General features: G+C 59.0%; 22 protein-coding genes, 1 tRNA gene and 1 riboswitch. Of the genes, 8 read left to right on the top strand and 15 right to left on the bottom strand.

All coding sequences use genetic code 11. The features are described from left to right. Positions 1-201 precede the first annotated feature (201 nt). On the bottom strand, positions 202-1,296 hold the full coding sequence (locus tag AAE029_RS15720) for a 2'-deoxycytidine 5'-triphosphate deaminase (protein ID WP_371073790.1): 1,095 nt from the start codon (positions 1,294-1,296) through the stop codon (positions 202-204). A 74-nt stretch (positions 1,297-1,370) separates the two neighbouring features. Next, positions 1,371-1,449: riboswitch (SAM riboswitch) on the top strand. 44 nt (positions 1,450-1,493) lie between these two features. Between AAE029_RS15720 and AAE029_RS15715 the strand changes: the two genes are divergently transcribed. The 3 genes from AAE029_RS15715 to apaG all read left to right on the top strand — a co-directional run bounded on the left by AAE029_RS15715 (position 1,494) and on the right by apaG (position 4,979). Beyond that, the gene (locus AAE029_RS15715; RefSeq protein WP_371073789.1) at positions 1,494-2,675 is read left to right on the top strand and encodes an O-succinylhomoserine sulfhydrylase; all 1,182 of its coding nucleotides are present in this window, start codon (positions 1,494-1,496) and stop codon (positions 2,673-2,675) included. 410 nt (positions 2,676-3,085) lie between these two features. Continuing rightward, a complete protein-coding gene (locus AAE029_RS15710) occupies positions 3,086-4,384 on the top strand; it encodes a DegT/DnrJ/EryC1/StrS family aminotransferase (RefSeq protein WP_371073788.1) in 1,299 nt (432 codons plus the stop codon). Between the two features lie 202 nt (positions 4,385-4,586). Further along, entirely contained in the window at positions 4,587-4,979 is a 393-nt protein-coding gene (gene apaG, locus AAE029_RS15705) for a Co2+/Mg2+ efflux protein ApaG (protein WP_371073844.1), read from the top strand. A 129-nt stretch (positions 4,980-5,108) separates the two neighbouring features. On the opposite strand, the gene AAE029_RS15700 is transcribed toward apaG, so the two are convergent. The 3 genes from AAE029_RS15700 to AAE029_RS15690 all read right to left on the bottom strand — a co-directional run bounded on the left by AAE029_RS15700 (position 5,109) and on the right by AAE029_RS15690 (position 8,370). Continuing rightward, positions 5,109-6,098, bottom strand: a complete 990-nt coding sequence (locus AAE029_RS15700; protein ID WP_371073787.1) for an Hsp33 family molecular chaperone — start codon at positions 6,096-6,098, stop codon at positions 5,109-5,111. A 103-nt stretch (positions 6,099-6,201) separates the two neighbouring features. Next, positions 6,202-7,119 carry an ornithine carbamoyltransferase gene (gene argF, locus AAE029_RS15695; RefSeq protein WP_371073786.1) on the bottom strand — a complete coding sequence of 306 codons (918 nt, stop codon included), beginning with the start codon at positions 7,117-7,119 and terminating at the stop codon, positions 6,202-6,204. Between the two features lie 51 nt (positions 7,120-7,170). After that, positions 7,171-8,370, bottom strand: coding sequence for an aspartate aminotransferase family protein (locus tag AAE029_RS15690; protein WP_371073785.1), 1,200 nt, complete (start codon positions 8,368-8,370; stop codon positions 7,171-7,173). Between the two features lie 423 nt (positions 8,371-8,793). Between AAE029_RS15690 and AAE029_RS15685 the strand changes: the two genes are divergently transcribed. Further along, on the top strand, positions 8,794-9,324 hold the full coding sequence (locus AAE029_RS15685; RefSeq protein WP_371073784.1) for a GcrA family cell cycle regulator: 531 nt from the start codon (positions 8,794-8,796) through the stop codon (positions 9,322-9,324). A 129-nt stretch (positions 9,325-9,453) separates the two neighbouring features. On the opposite strand, the gene phoB is transcribed toward AAE029_RS15685, so the two are convergent. From phoB to phoR, 7 genes are all read right to left on the bottom strand, one after another. Continuing rightward, a complete protein-coding gene (gene phoB / locus AAE029_RS15680; protein ID WP_371073783.1) occupies positions 9,454-10,137 on the bottom strand; it encodes a phosphate regulon transcriptional regulator PhoB in 684 nt (227 codons plus the stop codon). A gap of 32 nt (positions 10,138-10,169) precedes the next feature. Continuing rightward, the gene (gene phoU, locus AAE029_RS15675) at positions 10,170-10,883 is read right to left on the bottom strand and encodes a phosphate signaling complex protein PhoU (protein ID WP_371073782.1); all 714 of its coding nucleotides are present in this window, start codon (positions 10,881-10,883) and stop codon (positions 10,170-10,172) included. 41 nt (positions 10,884-10,924) lie between these two features. After that, positions 10,925-11,740: a phosphate ABC transporter ATP-binding protein PstB gene (gene pstB / locus AAE029_RS15670; protein WP_371073781.1), complete on the bottom strand. Its 816-nt coding sequence runs from the start codon at positions 11,738-11,740 to the stop codon at positions 10,925-10,927. Positions 11,741-11,754: 14 nt separating this feature from the next. Next, positions 11,755-13,083, bottom strand: a complete 1,329-nt coding sequence (gene pstA / locus AAE029_RS15665; RefSeq protein WP_371073780.1) for a phosphate ABC transporter permease PstA — start codon at positions 13,081-13,083, stop codon at positions 11,755-11,757. Further along, a complete protein-coding gene (pstC, locus tag AAE029_RS15660) occupies positions 13,080-14,561 on the bottom strand; it encodes a phosphate ABC transporter permease subunit PstC (protein ID WP_371073779.1) in 1,482 nt (493 codons plus the stop codon). The genes pstA and pstC overlap by 4 nt, the downstream gene beginning before the upstream one ends. Positions 14,562-14,755: 194 nt before the next feature. Further along, positions 14,756-15,790, bottom strand: a complete 1,035-nt coding sequence (locus AAE029_RS15655; RefSeq protein WP_371073778.1) for a substrate-binding domain-containing protein — start codon at positions 15,788-15,790, stop codon at positions 14,756-14,758. A gap of 192 nt (positions 15,791-15,982) precedes the next feature. Then, positions 15,983-17,206, bottom strand: a complete 1,224-nt coding sequence (gene phoR, locus AAE029_RS15650; protein ID WP_371073843.1) for a phosphate regulon sensor histidine kinase PhoR — start codon at positions 17,204-17,206, stop codon at positions 15,983-15,985. A 286-nt stretch (positions 17,207-17,492) separates the two neighbouring features. On the opposite strand from phoR, the gene ppk2 reads away from it, so the two are divergent. Continuing rightward, positions 17,493-18,374: a polyphosphate kinase 2 gene (gene ppk2 / locus AAE029_RS15645; RefSeq protein ID WP_371073777.1), complete on the top strand. Its 882-nt coding sequence runs from the start codon at positions 17,493-17,495 to the stop codon at positions 18,372-18,374. Positions 18,375-18,411: 37 nt separating this feature from the next. On the opposite strand, the gene AAE029_RS15640 is transcribed toward ppk2, so the two are convergent. Further along, entirely contained in the window at positions 18,412-19,581 is a 1,170-nt protein-coding gene (locus tag AAE029_RS15640; RefSeq protein ID WP_371073776.1) for a hypothetical protein, read from the bottom strand. A gap of 230 nt (positions 19,582-19,811) precedes the next feature. Between AAE029_RS15640 and AAE029_RS15635 the strand changes: the two genes are divergently transcribed. The 3 genes from AAE029_RS15635 to AAE029_RS15625 all read left to right on the top strand — a co-directional run bounded on the left by AAE029_RS15635 (position 19,812) and on the right by AAE029_RS15625 (position 22,684). Next, on the top strand, positions 19,812-20,771 hold the full coding sequence (locus AAE029_RS15635) for an NAD(P)H-dependent flavin oxidoreductase (protein WP_371073775.1): 960 nt from the start codon (positions 19,812-19,814) through the stop codon (positions 20,769-20,771). Between the two features lie 102 nt (positions 20,772-20,873). Beyond that, a tRNA-Thr gene (locus tag AAE029_RS15630) sits at positions 20,874-20,949 on the top strand. A 991-nt stretch (positions 20,950-21,940) separates the two neighbouring features. After that, a complete protein-coding gene (locus AAE029_RS15625) occupies positions 21,941-22,684 on the top strand; it encodes a class I SAM-dependent methyltransferase (RefSeq protein WP_371073774.1) in 744 nt (247 codons plus the stop codon). Between the two features lie 138 nt (positions 22,685-22,822). Here AAE029_RS15625 and AAE029_RS15620 read toward each other — a convergent pair whose 3' ends face one another. From AAE029_RS15620 to AAE029_RS15610, 3 genes are all read right to left on the bottom strand, one after another. Next, positions 22,823-23,125 (bottom strand): DUF6074 family protein, encoded by a 303-nt coding sequence (locus AAE029_RS15620; protein WP_371073773.1) that lies wholly within the window; start codon positions 23,123-23,125, stop codon positions 22,823-22,825. A gap of 181 nt (positions 23,126-23,306) precedes the next feature. After that, complete coding sequence (locus AAE029_RS15615) at positions 23,307-23,510, bottom strand: hypothetical protein (protein ID WP_371073772.1); 204 nt, start codon at positions 23,508-23,510, stop codon at positions 23,307-23,309. A gap of 291 nt (positions 23,511-23,801) precedes the next feature. Then, positions 23,802-25,211 (bottom strand): FAD/NAD(P)-binding protein, encoded by a 1,410-nt coding sequence (locus AAE029_RS15610; protein WP_371073771.1) that lies wholly within the window; start codon positions 25,209-25,211, stop codon positions 23,802-23,804. Positions 25,212-25,689: the final 478 nt, after the last annotated feature.

Raw genomic sequence — 25,689 nt, 5'->3', positions numbered from 1 at the left:
AATCAGGCATCTCCTCATGTCGGGAACGCTTCGCCCGCTGCTGCGCAGAGGCCAGTCACCTCGCACGCAGAGATACGCGCTACTATGAGGACGAGCGCGTGCCAATTCGTTCATTGGCCGATCGCGATGGGCCTTTTGGAGTAGATAAAGGTAAACAAATGGGCATGAGGCGCGTTGTAGCGCCTCCTTGGCCCGGTTTTGCTACAGGCGAAAATGCTTCGACAGCTTCAGGCCCTGCGCCTGATAATTCGAGCCGAGGCCGGAGCCGTACAAGCTCGCCGGCTGTTCCAGCATGTGCTCGTAGACGAGTCGACCAACGATCTGGCCATCCTCCAGAATGAAGGGAACTTCGTGGCTGCGCACTTCCAGGACGGCACGACTTCCGCGACCGCCGGCCGGCGCATGGCCGAAGCCGGGATCGAAGAAACCAGCATAGTGGACGCGGAATTCGCCAACCAGCGGATCGAAGGGCGTCATCTCGGCAGCGTAGAGCGGCGGCACGTGCACGGCCTCGCGCGAGACCAGGATGTAGAATTCGTCGGGGTCGAGGATCAACTCGGTGCGGCCACGGCTGTAGAGAGGTTCCCAGAAATCGAAGATGTCGTGCTCGGCTTTCTTGTCGACATCGACGACGGCGGTGTGATGCTTGCCGCGATAGCCGATCAGGCCACGTTCGTCGCCGGCAAGATCGATGGACAGCGCAATGCCGCCGCCGGTGACGTTTGGTTTGCTGCTTGCCACAAGCGTTTCGCGTTCGTGCAGGGCCAAGAGCTCCGGTTCGCTCAGGATTGCCTGGCCGACGCGGAAACGTATCTGCGACAGCCGCGAGCCGCGGCGCACCACGATCGGGAAAGTACGCGGGCTGATTTCAAGGTAGAGTGGGCCGGAATAGCCGGCCGGAATCTTGTCGAATTCCTGAGCACGGTCGGTGATAACGCGCGTAAAGATGTCGAGGCGGCCGGTCGAGCTTTTCGGATTGGCCGAGGCAGACATATCGGCCGGCAGGTCGAGATGCTCCATCAACGGCACGATATAGACGCATCCGGTTTCGAGCACCGCGCCTTCGGTGAGATCGACGACATGCAGCTTCAGGCGATCGAGCTTGTCGGCGACGAGATGCGCAGGGCCAGGCATGAAACTGGCCCTGACACGAAACGCATGCGCACCCAGCCTCAAATCGAGGCTTGCCGGCTGTATCTGATCGCGATCAAGCTCTTTCTCGCTCGTCAGCCGTCCCGTCTCAAAGAGCTCCGCAATGGCGCGGTCTGCCAAAATTCCTGTTTTGCGAGCCATCATGCCCCATCCATTTTCCGCCGCTGACAAAACCAGACGCAAGGAATTGACGCAAGCGGCCAAGGGCAGTATTTGCAATCTTATCCCGTGGTGATTTGGCCGGTCGGCTTGCAGCCACGTTAAAGAAGTGGCTAAAAGGACCGGGTTCGAGACCGGTCTGCTTTTGCGGCCGGTTTTTTTATTTTGAAGGTGGTGATGGCATGAGCAAGACCTGGCGCCCGGCAACCCAACTCGTTCATGGGGGAACGCTGCGCTCGCAATATGGCGAGACATCGGAGGCAATCTATCTGACACAGGGCTTCGTTTACGAAACCTCTGAGGCCGCCGAAGCCCGGTTCAAGGGCGAGACCGAAGGTTTCATCTATGCGCGCTATGGCAGCCCGACCAACGACATGTTCGAAAAGCGCATGTGCATGCTGGAAGGCGCTGAAGATGCCCGCGCGACGGCTTCGGGCATGGCTGCCGTCGCGGCCGCCATTCTCTGCCAGTTGAAGGCCGGCGACCACATCGTCGCGGCGCGCGCCCTCTTCGGCTCCTGCCGCTGGGTGGTCGAGACGCTGGCGCCGAAATATGGCATCGAATGTACTCTGATCGACGGGCGCTTCCTCGAAAACTGGGAAAAGGCGATCCGGCCGAATACCAAGGTCTTCTTCCTCGAAAGCCCGACCAATCCGACGCTGGAAGTGATCGATATCGCAGGTGTCGCCAAGCTTGCCAACCAGATCGATGCCAAGGTCGTCGTCGACAACGTGTTCGCGACGCCGCTCTTCCAGAAGCCGTTGGAACTCGGGGCTCATATCGTCGTCTATTCCGCAACGAAGCACATTGATGGCCAGGGCCGCTGCCTCGGCGGCGTGGTTCTGTCAGACAAGAAGTGGATCGACGAGAACCTGCACGATTATTTCCGCCATACCGGTCCGGCCATGTCTCCCTTCAATGCCTGGACGCTGTTGAAGGGCATCGAGACGCTGCCGCTGCGCGTCCGGCAACAGACGCAGAATGCGGCGAAGATCGCCGACTTTCTTGCCGAGCAGAACAAGGTGGCTCAGGTCATTTACCCGGGCCGGAAGGACCACCCGCAGGCCGATATTATCGCCAAGCAAATGACCGGCGGTTCGACACTCGTTGCTTTCGAGCTGAAGGGCGGCAAGGAGGCAGCCTTCGCGTTTCAGAACGCGCTCGAAATTGTCAAGATTTCGAACAACCTCGGCGACTCCAAGAGCCTGATCACGCATCCGGCTACGACGACGCACAAGAACCTGACCGACGAGGCGCGCGCGGAACTCGGCATTTCACCTGGTACGGTCCGCCTTTCCGCCGGCATCGAGGATACCGACGATCTGATCGAGGATTTTGCGCAGGCGCTGGCGAAAGTTTCGTGAGGCCGCATTAAATCTTTGAACTTTTCGCAGAGATTTTCGACCGCAACACGCCTTACGCAAAAATCTGCGGAACTTGAAGGAAGACCGCTTCGCCTCTCGTTGGCGAAGCGGGTCGCCGCTCGAGGCGAGTGGTAAGATTGCGCGCGATAACCGATAGTTAGTGGATCGCATGCGCCTCACCGGCAGGGCCTTCCGCACTCAGTCCGATTATCTGCCCGAACAGCGGGATTTTGTCGCGATTCCTCACATGATCAGTAACAACCTAAACAAATGGCTGATGCTTCGGCCAATTGTTCAGGTTGCGATTTGAGCGTGCGTCACTATCGTCACGGCATGTTCGATTGCCCTGCGATCATCAGATCACATCAAGCTTCACGAACATTCCCTATCGGAACAGCCCAGAGGCCGTGATGAAAGCCCCCAAGCAGGTTATCTATCCCATGCGGTATATCAGTCCGTTGCTGTCCGGCGGCGGCGATGCAGAGGAGCGATTTGAAGCAGGATTGCGATCCCTCCTTGGCGCAGACATCCCGATAATTCCTCTCGGGCGAGCCAGGGCAGGCCTATACCTGCTGGCAAAATATGCCCGACGAAGCGGTCGTGATCGCGTCATCATGATGCCCTATACGATCCCCGACGTGATCAACATGATACGCTTCGCGGGCTGCGAGCCGGTTTTCGTCGATACCTTGCCGAATTCGACGAACGTCGATCTGGATCACCTGAAAACCCTCATCGACAATAGAACTTGCTGTGTTCTGCTGACGCATTACCACGTGATCCAGGAACGGCTGGCCGATATTTGCGAACTCTGCCGGCAGCGCGACGTATTGTTGTTCGACGACTGCGCAATCAGTCTCGAAGGCGACTATCACGGCGCCCGAATGGGGACTATCACCGACGGCAGCGTCTTCAGCATGTCCGGTTTCAAGACGCTTAATTATGTCTGGGGTGGTGCAATCGCTACCATGCATGACGATATCGGCGAGATCATGCGACGGGAGGTCGCCGGTTTTCCACGCCTGAGCTCGCGGAAATACGGCCCGCACATGCTCCAGGTCTTCAAATATGACATGGCGACGCGCGATACCTTGTTCTCCTGGATCACGTTACCGGCCATGCTCCGACAAGCACAACGGACCAACGGCACCGATATTTTGACCTTCAATCGCAAGGAAACAATTGTTCTGGAGGACACGGTTCTCAGCCGACCGGCGCTGGGCGCACTCAAAGAACTGACACGCAAGATCGACAATGTCGCAGAAAAGCTTGCGCATAGGAGAACGATCGCCGCCATCTATGATCGCGAGCTTGCGGATTGGCGCGCTTCGCCCGATGCGTCCGACATCGTGCGGGCTGGGTCCTGTTTCTTCAGCTATCCGGTCATCGTCGAACCGGAGGCAAGGGGTGGCATACTTCAGGAGATGATGCGGCAGGGATTTCACGTCGGATCGACGCTCTACCCCAATGCACATGAGATCGACGCTTTCAAAGGCTTTGCCGGACGATCCACGAATGCGTCCGCACTTGCGCGTTCAATGGTGTCGCTGCCCACGCACCCGCGGGTCACAGCAGACTACGCCTCCGCCTTGGCGCAAACTCTGACCCGCTTGCTGAAAAAAGCCAAGACTCAGGTCGTGACGTTTACCGCGAGCTGCATGTTGCTAGGGTCGGCCTATAATGGTCCGATCGATATGTTGATGGGCTGATCCACTTGCAGGAACAACGGGCCTGCAACCAAGGCCGGCGCGACGGAAGCTTCCCCAACGTTTGGCATGGGAGGGGCATTAACCTTTGGAATTATCCCTAATATTCAATGCAGCGCAGAAAGCCTTAGTTTCACACTTCCGTTTCTTGACGGACGGGATTGCCTGTAGGATACCGGAAGACATCTTGGTCAAGGTGGCAGGCATGTATCGCGCCCTCACACGAGATATCGAAGTGGTCGTCGAGCCTTTTTATCTGGAGGAGCAATCCGATCCGGACGACGGCCGCTACGTCTGGGGCTACCGCATCGTCATCAGTAATCATTCCAATATCGCCGTCCGCCTTATCAACCGCTATTGGAACATCACCGATCAGAACGGTCTGGTGGACGAAGTGACGGGGCCGGGGGTTGTTGGCGAACAGCCGCGCCTGCGGCCGGGCGATACTTACGAATATTCTTCAGGCTGTCCGCTGGATACGCCTTCGGGCCTAATGTTCGGCCATTATCAGATGGAGACGGATGACGGGAAGCTCTTCGATGTCGAGATCCCCGCCTTCTCCCTGGATTCACCCGGCCATTTGCGGGTCCTGAATTAAAGCATCGCGCATCCGATGGATGCGCGGAGCTCCCCTTCAGCTATTCAAGGAAACGCAGAACCGCTCTAACCATTTGCTTTTACGCAAATTCCGAACGGAAAACCGCTTCGCACTTTTCCTGGAATTGCTCTAGGCCTCGGAAACCTCCGTCACCTCGTATCGATAGACAGTGGAGCAGAACTCGCAGGTGACGGAAATCTCGCCGTCCTCCTGGCTTGCTTCGATCTCCTCGGCCGTAAAGCCCTTCAGGACACTCTTGATCTTTTCCCGCGAGCAACTGCAACGGTCGAAGACAGGCTGCGGATCATAGACTCGCACGCCGCGTTCATGAAAGAGGCGATAGAGCAGCCGCTCCGTGCCGACCTGCGGGTCTGTCAGTTCATCCGCATCGATGGTTTCGACCAGCGTACGGGCCTCCGTCCAGGCATCATCCTCGACATGCTCGCGCACGCCGGTATCGCCATCGCCGCCGTGCAGATCCGGCTGGCGCATGCGTTCTGGCGCCTCAGGCAGGAACTGGGCGACAAGGCCCCCGGCCCGCCAGCGATGCCGCGCCTTGCCGGTCCCGTCACGATCGTAGAGCTCTGCCGCGCCCAGGCGAACACGGGTCGGAATCTGTTCCGATTGCCGGAAATAGGCGCCGGCGATCTCCTCAAGCGAAGTGCCGTCGAGCGCAACGATGCCCTGGTAGGGCTGGGTGAACCGGCCCTGGTCAATCGTAAAGGCGAGCACGCCGTTGCCGAGAAGCTGTTCCGGTTCGGTCTCGCCGGCTTCGATCGCTCTTTCCAGCGCCTCCTCGTCGAAACGGGCATAGGCGCGGACATTTTCCGGCGTCGAGAAATCGGCAACCAGCAGGTCAACGGGGCCGTCGCTCTTTGTCTGGACCGTGAATTTGCCTTCGAATTTCAGGGAGGTCCCGAGAAGAACGGTCAGGACCACCGCTTCGGCAAGAAGCCTCGCAACGGGTGCGGGATAGTTGTGCCGTCCAAGAATAGCGTCCAGCATCGGTCCGAGCTGGACGGCACGACCCCGCACATCCAGGCTCTCCACCTGAAAAGGAACAACATGATCGTCGCCGGCGAAATCGAACTGGCCGAGCGCCGCTGCAGTTTCTGCCATGGTTCATAACTCCAAATCAATCAAAGCGGAGGGGAAACGTTCAAACGATTTCCCTGCTCCGCTCGCCTGTCCGCAGCCGACCGGCCACGGCAGCCAATATGGTTCAGATCACGCCCAGGCACCATGCGAGAATCGACTTCTGCGCATGCAGGCGGTTTTCCGCCTCATCGAAGACCACGGATTGCGGACCGTCGATCACCTCGTTCGTCACTTCCTCGCCACGGTGAGCGGGCAGGCAATGCATGAACAATGCGTCCTTGCCGGCCTGTGCCATCAAAGCCGAGTTGACCTGATAGGGCTGGAAGACATTGTGACCGCGCGCCCGATGTTCCTGATTCATCGAGACCCAGGTATCGGTGACCACACAATCGGCGCCGGCGACCGCCCGGTCGGCATCATGACAAAGCATGACTTCGGCGCCTTCGTTGCGGGCCCAGTTCAGATAGTGATCCTTGGGCTCGGAACCAAGAGGGACCGCCATATTCATGCGATAGCCGAAACGGGCGGCCCCTTCGACCAGCGAATGCAGGACATTGTTACCGTCGCCCGTCCAGGCAATCGTCCTGCCCTTGATGGAGCCCCGATGCTCTTCGAAGGTCATGATGTCGGCCATGATCTGGCAGGGATGGGTATCGTCCGTCAGGGCATTGATGACCGGAACGGTCGCATGCTCGGCAAGCTCCAGCAGGCGCGAATGCTCGGTCGTCCGGATCATGATGGCGTCGACATAGCGCGACAGAACCTTCGCCGTATCGCCGATCGTTTCAGCGCGGCCGAGTTGCATCTCCGTGCCGGACAGGAACAGCGTCTCGCCGCCGAGCTGGCGCATGCCAACATCGAAGGAGACGCGGGTACGCGTCGAAGGCTTCTCGAAAATCATCGCCAGCATCTTGCCGGCGAGCGGCCGGTCGCCAGTGCCCGCCTTGTAGGCCTGCTTTCGCTCGACCGCATCGTCGATGATGCTGCGCAGGTCGGCGGCGGCCACTGCAGAGAGGTCGAGAAAGTGTTTCGGTGAAGCCATTGTTCCTTACCTGTCATGTCCCGGCGGCGAACCGCCGGCCGGCATTGATATTCACGCGGTCTTCTTAGTCTTGGCCGCGCGCACCCGTTCGGCGGCACGCTCGATGCGGGAAAGCCCCTCCCGTGCCTCGTCCGCCGTCGTCGTGAGCGGCGGCAGCAGGCGCAGAACGTTGTCACCTGCCGGAACTGCCAGCAAGTGCTCGGCGCGTATGGCCTGCAACAGATCGGCCGAAGGGACTGCCGCCTTGATGCCGAGCATCAGTCCTTCGCCCCGAACATCCTCGATCACGTCCGGATAGCGATCCTTGAGCGATGCCAGTGCCTGACGGAAGACAAGGGCCACGTCGCGAACGTGTTCCAGGAATCCGTCCGACAGAATGACGTCCAGCACCGCATTGCCAACCGCCATTGCAAGCGGATTGCCGCCATAGGTGGAGCCATGAGTGCCCGCCTTCATGCCGGACGCTGCCTCTGCCGTCGCCAGACAGGCACCGAGCGGAAAACCGCCGCCGATACCTTTGGCGACTGCCATGATGTCAGGTGTAACGCCGGACCATTCATAGGCGAAGAGCTTGCCGGTACGGCCGACGCCGGTCTGTACTTCATCCAGGACCAGAAGAAGCCCACGCTCGTCGCAAAGAGTGCGAAGTGCGCGCATGAACTCCATCGTTGCCGGACGAATGCCGCCTTCGCCCTGAACAGGCTCTATCAGGATAGCGGCCGTTGCATCAGTGATGGCGGCACGCACCGCGTCGATATCACCGAAGGGTACCTGATCGAAACCAGGAGCCTTGGGTCCGAAGCCTTCCAGATACTTTTCCTGTCCGCCGGCCGCGATGGTCGCGAGCGTGCGTCCGTGGAAGGCTCCTTCGAACGTGATGATGTGGAACCTTTCAGGATGGCCCCTGGAATATTGGTACCGGCGTGCAGTCTTGATCGCGCATTCCAGGGCTTCCGCGCCGGAATTCGTGAAAAAGACCTTGTCCGCGAAGGTCGCCGCGGTCAGGCGTGCGGCGAGCTTTTCCTGGCCCGGGACCTCATAGAGGTTGGAGAGGTGCCAGACCTTGTCGGCCTGCGCCTTGAGGGCTTCAACAAGATGCGGATGCCCGTGTCCAAGAGAAGTGACTGCGACACCGCCCCCAAAATCGAGATAGCGCTCGCCGTTCTCGGTGATCAGCCACACTCCCTCCCCTCGCTCGAACCGCAACGGAGCACGAGAATAGGTATCATAGAGCGGCGCGGCTTGAGCCATGGCGCATATCTCCTCGATCAGAGCTATATGGAGCGACCGGATTCACTATTCGACGCAGATCCGGAAAATCAAAATGCCGCCTTTCGGCGGCGTTGGCACTATTCCCTTTTCGCACTGCGATGTCAACAAAACAGAGAGCTGCGCAGTTGCGGTACGGAGCCGTCTCACTTCATCACGTGTTCAACAACTTATATTGCAGAAATGACACGTCAGGACAGCAAGTTGGGGAAAACTCCGAAATCGATTCATCGAGATTCTGGCGACTCTTGTCACGGAGTCAGCCTCACACTAGGTTAAAGTTCAATTACTAGACTGCATGCGGCGGAACTAGTCACCAAAATTTCAGGCGTTTTTTGCTTCGGAGGCGTCCGGGGCAAGGGTGAGGGATTCTGCCATCACCAACGCGACAGGCGGAGACAGGGCATGAACTGGACAGACGAGCGGGTGGAAAAACTCAAGAAACTGTGGTCGGAGGGACTAAGCGCCAGCCAGATCGCGGCGCAACTCGGCGGCGTAAGCCGAAACGCCGTCATTGGCAAGGTGCATCGCCTGAGCCTGCCTGGCCGCGCCAAAGCGGGTGGCACCACATCGGCGACCCGGGCACCGAAGCGCAATACATCCGCTCCCCGCGCGCCGAACTACGCCTCTCGCCTCACCACGCGAACGATCACCAGAGCCGCCGGCGCGACGCTCCTCAAGGAAGAGATCGAGTTCGATGCCGTCGAGGAAATCGAATTCCGGCCGGCCGCCAACGTGGTCGTGCCGATCTCGCGCCGCCTTGGACTCACGGAGCTCACCGAACGCACCTGCAAATGGCCGGTCGGCGATCCGCTGAAGGAAGATTTTCACTTCTGCGGCTGCGAATCCCCCGATTCCTCGCCCTATTGCGGCTATCACCAGCGCCTGGCCTATCAGCCTATCGCTGAGCGCCGCCGGACGCCGCGGATCAACTAGTCGACTAAGCCTTGCACCAGCGCATGATCCCGAGGTTATGCGCGGTTTGCACTCCTGCTTTGTCCCACAAAAAAGCCAAAACGGGCCGCTAGGGCCCGTTTTCAGCATCTGGAGTAGGTTTTAGTCGGCTCAGGCTTCCATCGAATAGCCGGCGCCGCGAACGGTGCGGATTACATCCTGCATGTTCGAAAAATTGAGTGCCTTGCGCAAGCGGCCGACATGCACGTCCACGGTGCGTTCATCAACATAGATATCATGCCCCCAGACGCCGTCGAGAAGCTGCGAGCGGGAGAAGACGCGGCCGGGGGACGACATCAGGAATTCGAGAAGGCGGAACTCGGTGGGACCGAGGCGCACCTCCCGGCTCTTGCGATGTACGCGATGGGTTTCACGGTCAAGTTCGATATCGCCGCATTTGAGCACACTGGACAGCACCTCCGGCCGGGCCCGGCGAAGCATCGCCTTCACCCGCGCCATCAGCTCCGGCGTGGAAAACGGCTTGACGACGTAGTCGTCCGCGCCGGTGGAAAGGCCGCGCACCCGTTCGCTTTCCTCGCCGCGGGCCGTCAGCATGATGATCGGCAGACGTTCCGTCTCGGGCCGCATGCGCAGGCGGCGGCACAGTTCGATGCCGGATACGCCGGGAAGCATCCAATCGAGGATGAGGAGGTCGGGAATGCGCTCCTGAAGGCGAATTTCCGCCTCATCGCCCCTGAGGATGGTGTCGACCTCGAAGCCTTCGGCCTCGAGGTTATATCGCAACAGCACACTCAGGGCTTCTTCGTCTTCTACGACAGCAACTTTCGGGATCATATGGTCGCGTCTCCTTCACAGGCCCGGAACGATTATTCCGTAACCGCACCGACGGTGTTCGCGGTGTCGTCCTTGGGACGCTCGCCCTCCGGCTGCGCGCCGGTCGCCATGTAGTAGATCGTCTCGGCGATATTGGTCGCATGGTCGCCGATGCGCTCAATGTTCTTGGCGCAGAACAGGAGATGCGTGCACGAGGTGATGTTGCGCGGATCCTCCATCATATAAGTGAGGAGCTCGCGAAACAGGGACGTGTACATCGCATCGATTTCCTCGTCGCGCTCGCGGATCGACTTGGCCTTGTCGGCGGAACGCGTCGTATAGACATCGAGCACTTCCTTGAGCTGCCCGAGCGCCAGCTCGGAGAGGTGCTCCAGGCCACGGGCAAGCCGGCGCGGAACGCCGGTGCCCTGAACCGCGATGACGCGCTTTGCCGTGTTCTTGCCGAGATCTCCGACACGCTCCAGATCGGCGGCGATACGGATCGAACCCATGATCTCGCGAAGGTCGGTCGCCACTGGCTGACGACGGGCGATCGTTACGATCGCCTTATCACCGATTTCGCGCTCCGCGTGATCGAGTATGACATCGTCGGAGATGACCTTCTGGGCGAGCGCCGCATCGCCATGGACCAGCGCACGCACCGAATCGCTGACCATCTGTTCTGCCAATCCCCCCATTTCCGAGATGCGGCGGGAAAGGAACTTCAGATCGTCATCGTAGGCAGAAAGTATGTGAGTCGATACCATTATGGTGTCCTCGAATTTGAACGATTTTGGCGCTTCGCGGGTTAGCCGAAGCGGCCCATGATGTAGTCCTGGGTGCGCGAGTCGTCAGGATTGGTGAACATCTTGTCGGTGTCGTTCTCCTCGACCAGATTGCCAAGATGGAACATCGCCGTACGCTGGGAGACACGTGCCGCCTGTTGCATCGAGTGAGTCACGATGACAATGGTGAAGTTCTCCCGCAGTTCGTGGATGAGCTCTTCCACCTTGGCGGTTGCGATCGGATCGAGAGCCGAGCAAGGCTCGTCCATCAGAATCACTTCCGGGCTGACCGCAACCGCGCGCGCGATGCAGAGGCGCTGCTGCTGACCGCCGGAAAGACCGGTACCCGCTTCGTGGAGGCGATCTTTCACCTCGTTCCAAAGGCCGGCCCTTTGCAGGCTCGTTTCAACGACCTGGTCCATGTCGGCCTTCGACTTGGTCAGGCCATGGATGCGCGGACCGTAGGAAACGTTCTCATAGATCGACTTCGGGAACGGGTTCGGCTTCTGGAAAACCATGCCGACACGCGCACGAAGCTCGACCACGTCGATCGCCGGATCATAGATATCCTCGCTGTCCAGCGTGATCTTGCCGGTGACCCGGCAATTTTCGATCGTATCGTTCATCCGGTTCAGCGTGCGCAGGAAGGTCGACTTCCCGCAACCGGACGGGCCGATCAGAGCCGTTACCGTATTTTCGCGAATGTTGAGGTTGACGTCGAAAAGTGCGCGCTTTTCGCCATAGTAAACCGATACGTCTTGGCCGATCATCTTGTAGGGAGTGGCACTCATCTTCTGATCCAGGGTTTTTTCCACTGCAGCTTCTGACAACATGTTCATATGATCTACTCCTTTTACCAGCGACGCTCGAAGCGACGCCGCAAGAGAATGGCTCCGATATTCATGGCAATGAGGAACAGGAGCAAGACGATGATCGCCCCCGAAGTCCGCTCAACGAAGGCGCGCTCCGCCTCGTTCGCCCACATGTAGATCTGCACCGGAAGCGCGGTGGAAGGCTCAAGCGGTGTCGCCGGATAGTTGGCGACGAAGGCGACCATGCCGATCAGCAGAAGCGGCGCCGTCTCACCAAGGGCGTGGGCGAGGCCGATAATCGTGCCGGTCAGAATGCCGGGCATTGCGAGCGGCAGGACATGATGGAACACCATCTGCATCTTGGAGGCGCCGAGCCCGAGCGCCGCGCTGCGGATCGATGGCGGCACCGCGCGCAAGGCGGCACGGGTCGCGATGATGATCGTCGGCAGCGTCATGAGGGTCAGCACGAGGCCGCCGACAAGAGCGGCCGAACGCGGCAGACCAGCGAAGTTGATGAACACCGCGAGACCGAGAAGGCCGTAAACGATCGAGGGTACGGCCGCGAGGTTGTTGATATTGACCTCGATCAGATCGGTCAGCTTGTTCTTCGGCGCGAATTCCTCGAGATAGATCGAGGCGGCAACGCCGATCGGCAGGGAGAGGACAAGCACGATCAACATCAGGTAGAACGAGCCGATCAGGGCGACACCCAGGCCTGCGGCCTCGGGGCGGCTGGAATTGCCTGCGGTGAACAGACCGGTGTTGAACTGCTTGTGGAGCGCACCGCTCTCTTTGAGCTGGTTCATCCAGCCGACCTGCTTGTCGGAAACCTTACGGTCCTTCTCGGGAACAGTCAGGTCGATCTGCCCCTTGTTGGCCGAGTCGATATTGGCATCGGCCAGAAGCGTCACATTGACCGTCCTGCCGATAAGCGAAGGATCGGCGACGACCATGTTGCGCAGCTGGATCGGCGCACCCTTCGAAATCATGTTCGAGGCTTCGCGCACCTCGGCACGGTTCGAAGGATCGATCCCCAGCGCCTTGACAATCGCGTCGCGGATCACCGTCGGATAATTGGCGGCAACCAGGACCGACGGATCGGTTGCGCGCTTGTTGCCGGGGTCGATGGTCTTTTCGGTGAATTCCACCGGCAGGGTGATCGCCGTCTGCTGGAAAGCGGTGTAGCCGTTGCGGACAACCGTGGAAACCAGCACGACGAGGAAGAAAAGGCCAAAGCAGATGGCGGCGATGCCGTAGGCACGGAACCGGCGTTCGGCAGCGTAACGGCGCTTGATGCCGATATCCCTGCGGTTGGCGGCAGTGGCCTGTGCGGCGGCGCGGCCGGTCACGGGAGAAACTAGATTCGTCATTCGTACTGCTCCCGATATTTGCGCACGATATAGAGCGCGTAGATATTGAGGCATAGCGTGATGCAGAAGAGCGTGATGCCAAGAGCAAAGGCGACCAGCGTCTGCGGTGAGGTGAATTCCAGGTCGCCTGTCAATTGATTGACGATTTTCACCGTGACCGTGGTCATCGGCTCGAACGGGTTCAATTGTATGCGGGCGGCAACACCGGCGGCAAGAACCACGATCATGGTTTCACCGATGGCGCGCGAGGCGGTCATCAACAGGGCGCCGACGACACCCGGCAGAGCTGCCGGCAAGATGACGCGTTTGATGGTTTCGGAGCGGGTCGCCCCGAGACCGAGCGATCCGTCACGCAGCGAGCGCGGAACGGCCGTGATGATGTCGTCCGAAAGCGACGAAACGTATGGGATCAGCATGATACCCATGACGATGCCCGCGGTTATGACGCTTTGGGCCTGGATGAAGTTGACATAGTTGCCCGTCAGCAATCCGTTTATGTCCGCGGAGATGTCCCGAAGAAAGGGACCGACCGTGACCAGGGCGAAGAAGCCGTAGACGATTGTCGGAATGCCGGCGAGGACTTCCAGAAGCGGTTTTGAAATCGAGCGAACCCTGGGTGACGCATACTCGGCCATGTAGATTGCGGCGAAAAGGCCGACGGGGACCGCCACCAGCATGGCGACGAAGCCGATATAGAGAGTACCGGCAAGAAGCGGGATAAGACCGAATTGACCGGAAGATGTCGAGCCGGCGCCGGCGAAGCGCGGATCCCAGACGGTGCCAAAGAAAAATTCGTTGGCCGGCACCATGCTGAAGAAGCGTCCTGCTTCAGAGAGCATCGAGAGGACGATGCCTATCGTGGTCAGGATGGCGATGGAGGAAGCGACAAGCAGGCCCCATAGCATGACGCGCTCCACCTGATTACGGGCACGGAAGCGCGGCGCGATCGAGCGCAGCGCATAAGCCGCACCGGCAATCGCGATCACGAGGACGACCACCGTCATCATCCAGCGGCTGAACGATGTCTTCGCAATCAAATCCCTGGCGCCTTCGACCATGTAAGGTGCGGGCGCGCCTGCGAGCGGAACGCCCTTTTCCGCCAGTTTCGCCTGCAGGTCGATCGACCCGTTGGAGACGCCGGCGGTTTCCTCCGCGGTAAGCAGCGGCAGCCCGCGTGCGATCGCAGTGACCATGCCGAAGCTCAGGTTCTGTGTTGCAACCGGCTGAGACTTGACTTCGGCGGGAAAGGAACCGCGGATGGAGGATTCAATGATCGCCGGGCTGATGGCCAGCCAAGCGCAAAAAACGATCAAAGCGGGCAAAACAGCCCAAATTGCAGCATAGGCACCATAGTAGCCGGGCCTGGAATGCAGGGCCGAGGACTTACCCCCTGCCAATGTGACGGCACGCGCTCGGCTCATCACATAGGCGACGGTGCCAATTATTAACAGGCACAATAATATCAATGATGTACTCATTTTTGCTTCCCCCAGGCAAGCAGCCCTGGAAAACCGAAGCGGCCAACAACCGCATCAAACGATTTTCCGAAAATGACCCCATCCATGAATATCCGAATGCGGACGCTACCGGCTTCGAGGCTGGAGCGAGGCCTCCGAAATCCGGGCAATGGAATTGCCGGCGCAGCTTTGGCCGCGCCGGCAATCATCGTCAATTACATGGTTTTGCCGCCTTCGACAGCCTTGCGGATCGCGTCGCGCTCTGCGTCCGGAGCAGCGACGAGACCGTATTCGGCGAGCGGGCCGTCGGGACCGATCATCTGGTCCGAAACGAAGAAGTTGACATATTCCTTCAGGCCCGGAATGACGCCGAGATGCGCCTTCTTGACGTAGAAGAAGAGCGGACGGGATACCGGATAGGTGCCGTTGGAGATCGTTTCGGTGCTCGGTACGATGCCCTTGACGGTTGCTACCTTCAGCTTGTCGGCGTTGTTCTCATAGAAGGAGAGACCGAAGACGCCGATACCGGTCTTGTTGGCAGCGATGCGCGCCAGGGTTTCCGGATAGTCGCCGTCGATGTCGACAGCCTTGCCATCCTTGCGGACTGCAACGCAAGCCTTCGCCTGAGCGGCCTTGTCAGCGACTTCCTTCGCGATCACTTCGGTCGCGCCAGAGTCCTTGCAGCCGGCAGCGAGAACGTTCTGTTCGAATACTTCGCGCGTGCCGTGCTTTTCGCCCGGGATATAGGCAGCGATTTCGAAGTCAGGCAGAGCCGGATTGACTTCCGACCACTTCTTATACGGATTAGCAACAAGCTTGCCATCGACAACAACCTGGGCAGCCAGAGCCTTATAGATGTCAGCCGGAACGAAAGCGATGTCCGGATTGCCCTTGTCGGTTGCGAAGACGATGCCGTCATAACCGATCTTGACTTCCTGGATCTCCGTTACGCCGGCCGCCTTGCAAGCTTCCGCCTCGCTCTTGTTGATCGGACGCGAAGCGTTGGCAACGTCAATCGTATCCGGTCCTACCCCTTTGCAGAACTCCTTGAGACCAGCGCCCGTGCCGCCCGACTCGACGACGGGCGTCTTGAAGTCAGGGAAGGTTTCGCCGAAAGATTCGGCAACGATCTTCGCGTAGGGCAGAACGGTCGACGAACCGGCGACCTGCACCTGGTCACGAGCAGCGGCTGCACTCGCAAAGGCAGCGGAAGCAGCCAGTGCCGCTACAGTAAGTTTCAGCATATTCATTAGAATTCTCCCGTCATGGGCTAGTGTGAGTGCGACCCCCCAAGAGGCGCTCGCTTTGCCGTTGCCGGCGGCCCAGTCTTAGCGTTACATGCACTGCTCTTTTATGTCAGATTGATGAAACATTTGTGACAACTCATCCCATTGATTTTATTTAGAAAAATTCTAATGGGTGAACAATAGGTGCCTTTTGTATCAGAAACGAACGGTAAAGTCCGTTCCCTTGCCCAGCTCCGATTTGACGATCAGCCGGGCGCGGTGCCGCGTCAGGATATGCTTGACAATGGCGAGCCCTAATCCGGTGCCCTTTTTTGACCGGCTGTCCTCCACGCTAACGCGATAGAAACGCTCGGTGAGCCTCGGGACATGCTCGGCCGGAATGCCGGGCCCCTTATCGACCACACTTACTTCCACGGGCTGGTCCGGCGCCTTCTTGAGCCAGACATCGACGATCTTGCCTTCCTGTCCGTATTTGCAGGCATTCTCGATAAGGTTTTCGAAGACCTGTACGAGTTCATCGCGGTCTCCCATGACCTCGACCTTGCTCTCAGGCAGATGGAGATTGATCTCCACATCGAGATCCCTCGCCAGAGGCAGGAGGGAATCGCGCACATGGCCGAGCACGGGCACGAGATCCACCATCTGGTCGGGAGCAAGATGCGATTTCAGTTCCAGACGCGACAGTGAGAGGAGATCGTCCACCAGGCGGCTCATGCGGGTGGTCTGGTCGAGCATAATGCCGAGAAAGCGCTCCTGCGCCTTCGGATCGCCGCGCGCCGGCCCCTGGATGGTTTCTATGAAGCCCCGCAATGAGGCAAGCGGAGTGCGCAGCTCGTGACTGGCATTGGCGACGAAATCGGAGCGCATGCGGTCGATGCGACGCACTTCCGTGATGTCACGGAACGAAAGCACGAAGAACTTCTCGGGCGGGGCCTCCGATCCGACAAGTTCGATCGGCGCGCTCCTGACGATGTAGACCCGTTCCGACGGCAGGCGTTCGGAATGCTCGATCTGGTTCGGCGCGTTCGTGGCTATGGTTTCGCGCACCATGTCGAGGATCCCAGGCGAGCGCAGGCGGGCTGAAAGATGCGCACCGATCAGCATTTCGCCGAACGCCTTCTCGGATGCACGATTCTGGAAAAGCACGGAGGCGTCGCGCCCGAGGACGATCACCGGCATATCAAGCGCACCGAGGGCCGCCGAAACTTGCGGCAGCGAACTGCGATGAGGCACGATCTCCTCTTCCGAAGGCGGGGGCGGCGGAACCTGCAGGATCAACGGCGTGCGCGCCAGCGCTGCAATAAGCATAAGAAGCCACAGGCCAAGCACGATCCATCCATCGATGCCGCCGGCGAGAGCAACCAAGCCGATCAGCGTTGCCGCCAGCAGAACGGCCCGCTCCTGGCGCAACCTGCTTATAATCCTCTGCCAGATTGGCCTTTCTTCATCCAAGGGAGTCCCGCCTCGCATCTGTTATTTTCGTTTCGTCGGACCAGAACTTTGCCTGATACCGCGAGTCCATGACAGAATTTTCCTGCAGCGATCATTATTAGCGAGAATCGGGCATCGAACCGATAGGCGAAGCTTACCTGTTTCGCGAGCGTCTTGAAATCAAAGAATAAATATGCGCTCTTCGCGGGAAGGAAATAATGCCGCAGCGCTGTCGCCGGCCTTGCGGCACAGGCGCCAACACAATGGAGGAGACATGACGAAGAACCCCGAGAGCCGAGCAGTCGAACTCGATATCGGCGGCAAAAAGCGGATCTTTGATGTCGACAATCCGGTCCTGCCGGATTGGGTGGACGACGGGGCGTTCGCATCCGGCGGCTATCCCTATGACAAGAAGCTGAAAGAGGACGACTATCAGGAGGAGCTGGAAAAACTGCAGATCGAACTCGTCAAGGTGCAGTTCTGGCTGCAGGCGACCGGCAAACGAGTAATGGCGCTTTTCGAAGGCCGCGACGCAGCCGGCAAAGGCGGCGCGATTCTCGCGACCTCCGCCCATATGAACCCGCGACTTGCCCGCGTCGTGGCGCTTACGAAGCCGACCGAGCGCGAGCAAGGACAATGGTACTTCCAGCGCTATGTGGCACAATTTCCAACATCGGGCGAATTCGTGCTCTTCGACCGCTCCTGGTACAATCGTGCCGGCGTCGAACCCGTCATGGGCTTCTGCACTCCAACCCAGTACGAAGACTTTCTGAAACAGGTGCCGCAACTGGAGAGGGTCATCGCCCACGAAGGCATCTTCTTTTTCAAATTCTATCTGGATATCGGGCGGGAAATGCAGCTCAAGCGATTTCACGACCGGCGCCATGATCCGCGCGCCGTCTGGAAGCTGTCATCGATGGATATCGCGGCGCTGACCAAATGGGACGATTACAGCGAAAAACGCGATCGCATGCTGAGGGAGACCCATACCGAGCATGCACCCTGGACGGTCATCCGAGCAAACGACAAGCGCCGGGCCCGGCTTAACCTGATCCGCCATATGCTCAAGACGATGCATTATGACGGGAAGGACAAGGATGCGATCGGCCATTTCGATGACAAGATCGTCGGCTCGGGGGCGGGCTTCCTGAAATAGATGCCCCGCTGACCGGGCCGTCTTACGGAACCGGCTCTTACTGGCCCGGCAAGACGCGGATGGCGAAAAGGTTGATGCCGCGCGCCTTGCCGTCAACATCGCTGTTGATGATCAGCCGCCCGGGGGATGTCGGCGCCATCGACCGGTCGAAACGGACCTGGAAAAGCGCATCCGATTTTTCCCGCGCGACGTTGAAGCGATGACGGTCGCAATCGCCAAGCGTCTGAAAATCGCATTGGACCGTGATCTGCGTTGCACTATCCGAGGTCGCCTGCAGGGTCAGCGCAAAGGTCGACGTCTTTCCGGCCAATTGCTGCAGGACATTGGCCGGAATTTCGATGGCGAGATTGCCCTCAGCAGCGCTGCTTTGGGAGGTCAGACGAACAGCCGCTCCGTCATTTTCCGAGATATTTTCCACCTTCGCCTGAGCGCCGCTTACGATCTTGGAAGCATCCGTCGGCTTGAAAACCTCGATCCACTCCGCGGAAAAGCCGTTCTGCGGATCTATAGTCGCCAATTGCCCGCCGCCCCCGGTCTGATTGTTCTGGTCGTTGGTCTCTTCCCTGCCGGTAAAATCTTCGGGCTCGGTGCGGGCCGGCGGATTGGCAACGCTGGTGTCGCGCTCGGCGGGGCTTAGCAGCAGGCCGGACGTATAAACCCACCAGGCTCCCATTCCGATGAAAGCCAGCAGAACACACCAGAGAAGCAGGCGAGAGAAGAATTTGCGTGGCTTGCGCCGGACGGCGGCGGCTTCGGGCCTGAAATCCATCGCCGCAGATCTGCCGGAGGCTGGCTGAGATGCAGCCGTTGGCGCGGATCCAGGCTGATCGGCCCGCTCTGCGCGCATATCGCCGAAGCCATGCTCATTTCCGAGATTAGGCTCCGAGCGGCCGCGGGTCTCGCCGCGGACCGCCATTGCATCCTCGTCACGTGCCTGAGCAGGCGGGGTGGCCGGCGGCCGCATTTCCACGACAGGAGGCACCACGCTGGCATGCAGGCGCGCACGTTCTTCGCCTTCTATCGTGCGGATCGTCGCCTCCAGGCGCTGGCGCTGCGTGGAAACGGTGTCGACGTCAGTGATGTCCTGCTTACGCAGGCCGGCTTCCAGCGCCTGGCGCGCCGATTGATAGATGCGCGCTCGGACTTCCGGATTGGCGCGATCGGATCGCTCCAGAGCATTTCTGATAGCCGCTTCTAGTCCGCTCACGTCCGGTCCTTCATCCTTTCACTACGACATCGCGCTTGGAGATCTACGGATGCCTTGTCATGTTCGGTAGCTTCATGCCTCAGAATCTGCAAGCATTTTGCGACTTCAGTGCCGCAAATCGACCGGGGATAAACCGCAAGGATGGCATATGAAGGACTATGTCTTTTCCCAATCGACCAGTTCTGTTATCAACTTGACGTTTTCGTAAACGTAAATGGCGGGGGCGCTGCATGACTCTTCCTTCCATCCTCTCCGGAAATCTCAGGCTCCCGGTGGTAGGCTCGCCGCTTTTCATCGTCTCGCACCCGGCACTGACACTCGCGCAATGCAAGGCAGGCATCATCGGCGCCTTCCCGGCGCTGAACGCCCGGCCGGAAAGCCAGCTCGACGAGTGGCTTGCAATGATCACCGAGGATCTGGCCGATTACAATGCCAGACATCCGGAACGACCGGCAGCGCCTTTCGCTGTCAACCAGATCGTGCATGCTTCCAACAAACGACTGGAACATGATCTCGCGCTTTGCGTGAAATACAAGGTGCCGATCGTCATATCTTCGCTCGGTGCGGTGCCTGAGGTCAATGCCGCAGTCCACTCCTATGGCGGGATCGTCCTGCACGATGTCATCAACAACCGCCACGCGAATTCGGCAATCCGCAAGGGTGCGGATGGGCTTATAGCCGTCGCAGCCGGGGCTGGCGGCCACGCGGGTACGCTTTCACCCTTCGCCCTCGTCCACGAGATCCGCGAATGGTTTGACGGTCCCCTGCTGCTTGCCGGCGCGATCGCCACCGGCGGCGCGATCCTGGCCGCGCAGGCCATGGGTGCGGATATGGCCTATGTCGGCTCTCCATTCATTGCGACGGAGGAGGCGCGCGCCTCCGACGCCTACAAGCAGGCAATCGTCGACGGCGCTGCCGCAGATATCGTCTATTCCAACTATTTCACCGGCGTCCACGGCAACTATCTGAAATCCTCAATCAGGGCAGCCGGCATGGATCCGGACCGCCTGCCTGAGGCCGATCCCACGAAGATGGATTTCGAAGAGGCGACCACGGGTGTCAAAGTCTGGAAGGACATCTGGGGCAGCGGCCAGGGGATCGCCGCCATCAAGGCGGTGGAGCCCGTCGCAAGTCTCGTCGGCCGGCTGGAGGCCGAATACCGGCAGGCGCGCGCCCGGCTGGCACTCTGACCGCGTTTTTTGACAAAGGGCGAACAGAGCGCTTGAAATCTTCCGCCTTTGCCTGTATCAGCCGCATGCAAATCGCGGACCGCCACAGCAGGTCTCCGAATCGCCGCTTTAGCTCAGTCGGTAGAGCACATCATTCGTAATGATGGGGTCACGTGTTCGAGTCACGTAAGCGGCACCAGCCTTTTTCAAGAACTTAGCAAGGATACGTAGCCCGAGCGCGAAAGAGTCCGAGCGCCTGGGCAACATCTGCGCTGCTCCAAAATTCGCCTCAGCGACTATGTGAGGTCCCTAGATCAGGATGATTTCAGGCCGAAACGGCCTGAAATCTGAATCCTGATCTACATCAAAGAGTTAGAGCGAGATTTATGCCGAAAACCGCTCACACTTTTCGGCATCCCGCTCTAGAGACAGCCACGAAACCGCCGTGAGGGCTTTAAGCGAATCGGGTTGCGAACGGTTTGTGAGCGGCGGCAAACGTCATTCCACGCGAAGCCCATGCCCGAGTGACTGCTTGGAAGACTTACTTCGGCAGCAGTACAACATATACTAGTGATGATTTATGCTATATAGTAACAATTGGTATTGCGGCGGAACGGGAGGCAGTATCCAGCCCACCAAGAGGTTCTTGTAGAATTTACCAAACTCGCCGCCTCTGCTCTGATAACGACGGATATGATTTTTGTCGTGGAAGAGATCATGCGCTCTGTATCACCGGAAGATGCCCTTCGACTGGCGGGCAATGATGGTTGCGCCAAGAGCGGGTCAGGAACAAGATCGCAGCGCAAGTCGCTAGCCGCTTATGCAAAGCCTACACGAGCACCAAAGCGGACCGACGAGAATTCATGATTAGTCCGTCAATGGGCTACGATGGAAAGAAGTGGTCGCAACAACGAGCGACGAGACTCGCCAAACGCTGGAGTAGGCGCCGACCATCGAGAACCACCGTTGCAGCGTTCGATCGGATTGAAGGGGATGCACTCGTGAGTGTTTCCTATCATGATCTGCTAGCGTGTCCCGCCTGCGAAGGAGCTCTCGCCTTGACGGGCACTGATATGACCTGCGTCCGTTGCGGGCAGATTTACCATTCGAGGGGAACGGCCGATCGGTGGGATCTGCGTCTGGCCGGGCCGCGGAGCTATCCGGTCATCTACCGTCTCGGCGTGCCACCAGTGGTGGACCTGGCCAACTTGTTCGAAACCTTGCCAGCAAACCCGTACGGCAACGTCCTTGATTGGTCAGGCATCGATGGTGAGCTCACCTATGGAAACCGGCTGACACCGGAACTTATCAGCTACTTCCCGCGCGCCCAGGGATCCGACGCTTGGATGCTCGATCTAGGCTGTGGCAGCCGCAACTTCGAGAGCCTCTGCGAAGAAGTCACCGGATTCAACTATCTCGGCATCGATTATGAAGGCGATGGCCCTGACCTGCTTGCGGATGCCCACGCGCTTCCATTCAAGAATCAGAGCTTCGATTTCGTTCTGTCGATAGCGGTGCTCGAACACCTTGCGTTTCCGGATGTAGCCATGGAGGAAGCGTTTCGCGTTCTCAAGCCGGGCAGGATTTTCATCGGTACGGTGGCGTTCCTCGAACCATTCCATATGGACAGTTATTATCACATGACCCATTTGGGCACCGCCCGTGTACTCACACATGCGGGCTTCGAGATTGTGGCAATGGCGCCGAATATGGAATGGTCGGGAATCCGCGCCCAAGCGGAGATGAGCCTCTATCCGGGCCTCCCGCGTAGTGTCAAACGCCACATGACCTCAGCCGTAACCCCTGTCAGCAAGGTGATGTGGGCCGTCAGGCGGGCGATGCGTAAAAGCGACCGCACCGCCAATCTACAGCGCCTGCTGGAAACCACCGGCGGATTTCGTTTCGTCGCGAGACGCCCGGAATGCCGGGAATAAAGGGCACTATCGTTGACGCCATCACGTGTTCGAGTGACGTAAGCGGCACCGGCTTTTCAAGCAGTTAGAAGCTTCGATTCTCTGATTGGCTACCCGCTAGCTCTCAGGGGCAACGCACAGGATAACAGCAATGGTGTTTCACCCTGCTGCGGTCCCTGAAGCTGCCTCGGCAAAAATCGCCTGCAATTCCATCTGTACCGCGTACATAAACAAGGCCGCCTGTCGCGAGATCTCCTTCTCGGCGACTCCCTGCCCCCTGAACGCTGCGGCAAATTCAGCCATCTCTGACCGCCAGAAGCGGTTGGCTTCCTCCCGATGGAGGCGTTGAAGGGCATCGGCGCATCGTTTTACATCGCTGGTGCGCCGGTCGGCCGGGAACTGTAGAACTGTCATGTTGTCTCCGCCACTGCCAGGCGATTCGCCCGTGGATGGTGGCACCATCGCTGCCACTCCTTCACAAAGATTAAACAAGCCAGTCATACCGGCTCGGGCTGGCGGGCAGACGACGCTGCCAGATCGTCACTCTACATTTTTGTTCGCTATTTCAGCCGTGAAGACCGGTCTCATCGTCAAGCTGAGTGGCGAATTATTCCGGCAATGTGGCGCTATGGGTTCGCTGACATCAATAGACCGACAATCGCCGTTGGAGAGCAATATGCTCAAGTACCTGTTTTACCCGGAGAGTATCGGCCGGTGGCGCTGCGTTCGAAGCCACCGCCGCTCGCAGTGCCTTGTTAAGATGGTCAATAGCGATAACGAGTTCATCATCGCCAATGGCGCAGTCGTTTGCGATCAGCGCAGCCAAGTCAGTAATGTCCGTCAACATGACGCGTTTTCCTCTTCAGTCATTGAAGCGAGGGAAATCTAGTAGATTCGCTATTCACGCGCCGTTCACGGGGGCTATCGAGGTTAATGCGCCGTTAGCAGGGGCCGACCCGACCGAGGCCAAACCCTTGATTTCGGAAAGCCAAGGCCGTTCAAAATGGGATGCAGCCTGTGGAAAACCTTCGGCGCCTCTGCAGAGACGAGATTGGCTTATAGGTGATAGGTCCGACGTCGGCTTGAAACCCGCATGTCGGGCGGAGCAAAATATTTGAAGTCGCCATGCATCGCCGGCTCAGACGGCCTTGCTTTGAGGACGTCGCCTTTCCGCGATATTGCCTGCCGCCGCATAGGCCTGATTTACAATCTCGGGCACGAGATCGATATCGGGTAGGCTGCCGAGACCGAGGGGTCCGATGGCAAACAACCCGTCGGTCACGCGACCGTTTACGACAAGTTCTCCTGTCGCATCGACCGCAAGGCCAAGATGTAGTTCATCGGGCTCGGCGAAATGCGCCTCGAAAAGGCTCTGCATGAGCGGTGTTTCGAGATCAGGCGCCTGGCAACGACAATCGACGACCTGATCGGCATAGAGCAGTTCCTCGTTCGACTGACCCGCAGATCTGACGAGCAATCCCGTCGAGGTCCGGCGAATGGCCTGGCCCTTGAGAAGCACGGTATTGCCCTCCGCCAATTCCCGCTGCAGCCGCAGATGCAGGGTTTCGGGAAGGCGATTGCGGTGGCTGTCATAGATAGCACGCAGATGCCGGTTGAAGCGCTGTTTTTCACCGGCCGGCAGTGACCGCCAGAGCGTGCGGGCATGTTTGCGCAGCCCGTTCATGATCGATTGCCAGCTCTGGCCTTGCCCCTCGGCATCCCTGCATGCCTGGCGGACGAAGCGGAAGATTTCGTCGATGCGGGAAGGCATCGCTTCCGCGGGGAAGACAGGCTCGGCCGATTGACGCGTATGGCTTTGCGGCAGGAAGCCGTGTTTGGAAACGATCGTGATCTGGCCGTGGTAGCCGCTGTCGCGCAATTGCAGCAGGCGATCCACCACGCGCAGACCGCTCCCGAGCAGGATGGTGTGGGGTCGGGCGACGAGGCGTCGCGGCCGGACGGCGGCTGGCTCTTCCAACGGCTCCTGATGTGAGCGATCAGTCATGCCATAGCCCGTCGCCAGAATGACGCTATCGAAAAGCGGGGTCGATACGCTGGCGCTCTCGACGAAGAAGCGGTTGCCAGGCCCGCGGCCGATGCCGATCACGGGGTCATGGCTGAGTTGAAGGGTTATGTCCCGCCGCAGCGCCAAGGCCTCGGAGAACCGCTGATAGACATAGTCGCTGAAGATGCTCTTGGGGACGAAAATCTGCTGAAAACCGGGGATGGCAGCCGGAACGGCGGCGCGGAATTCAGCATTGCCGCAAAGCCAGTCATTGAAATCGTCCGGATCGCCGGCAGAAACGGACAGGTCGCGCACGCGGCTGTTCAAGATCTCGCCAGCCTGGGGCGAAGCCAGCGCCTGACCGCCGCTGACGCTCGAATTCGGATCGAAAAGCTGCAGATGAAACGGTCCCCTGACGGTCTTCATCAGGGCAATCGCCATCATCATGCCGGAAAAGCCACGGCCGACAACGGCGATGCGCGGCAGACCGAAGGGCTGTACCGAAGCTCTTGCCCTCAAAGAGAAAAGTCCCCGAACCGTCATATCAACTCCTTTCCCCAGGTGGTCGATCAAGGTCTTAAGGCAGTTGCTTTGCCGATCTCTACGGCACGACCCAATCGATTCGAGCCGTTCTTCCGGTTCCAATTCCCGGTCCGGAACTCTTGAGCATCGAGTGCGTTCGGGTCTTTCGATGCCGGGATTCAACAGCGCGTTCCGGCGTCATACTGTCAATAGTCCCGGTCGGTAGTTGTTATAGTCTACCTGTTTAGTCGTATATGAAAGCGCGAAATGAGCCCGGTAGCAAGTGGTTATTGCACGAGATCCGGAAAAGAGGCACAGGATCTCGGCCGAGCGATCGAAAGCTAAAGTGGCGCTTCGCCCGGAAAAAGGCCTATATTGGGCAGCGAAAGGCGTCTTTCCCCATGATCGAAGACGGTGGAACGATAAAGAAAATCTAATGTCTATAAGATCTATGGAATAACTTCTCTTATCCAGGCCGCGGGCCTGCTGATATGCCATG

The sequence above is a fragment of the Sinorhizobium sp. CB7 genome, from assembly GCF_041357635.1.
GTDB lineage: Bacteria > Pseudomonadota > Alphaproteobacteria > Rhizobiales > Rhizobiaceae > Rhizobium.
The sequence above is the reverse complement of the archived record's forward strand: the minus strand, read 5'-3'. Positions and strand labels throughout refer to the sequence as shown.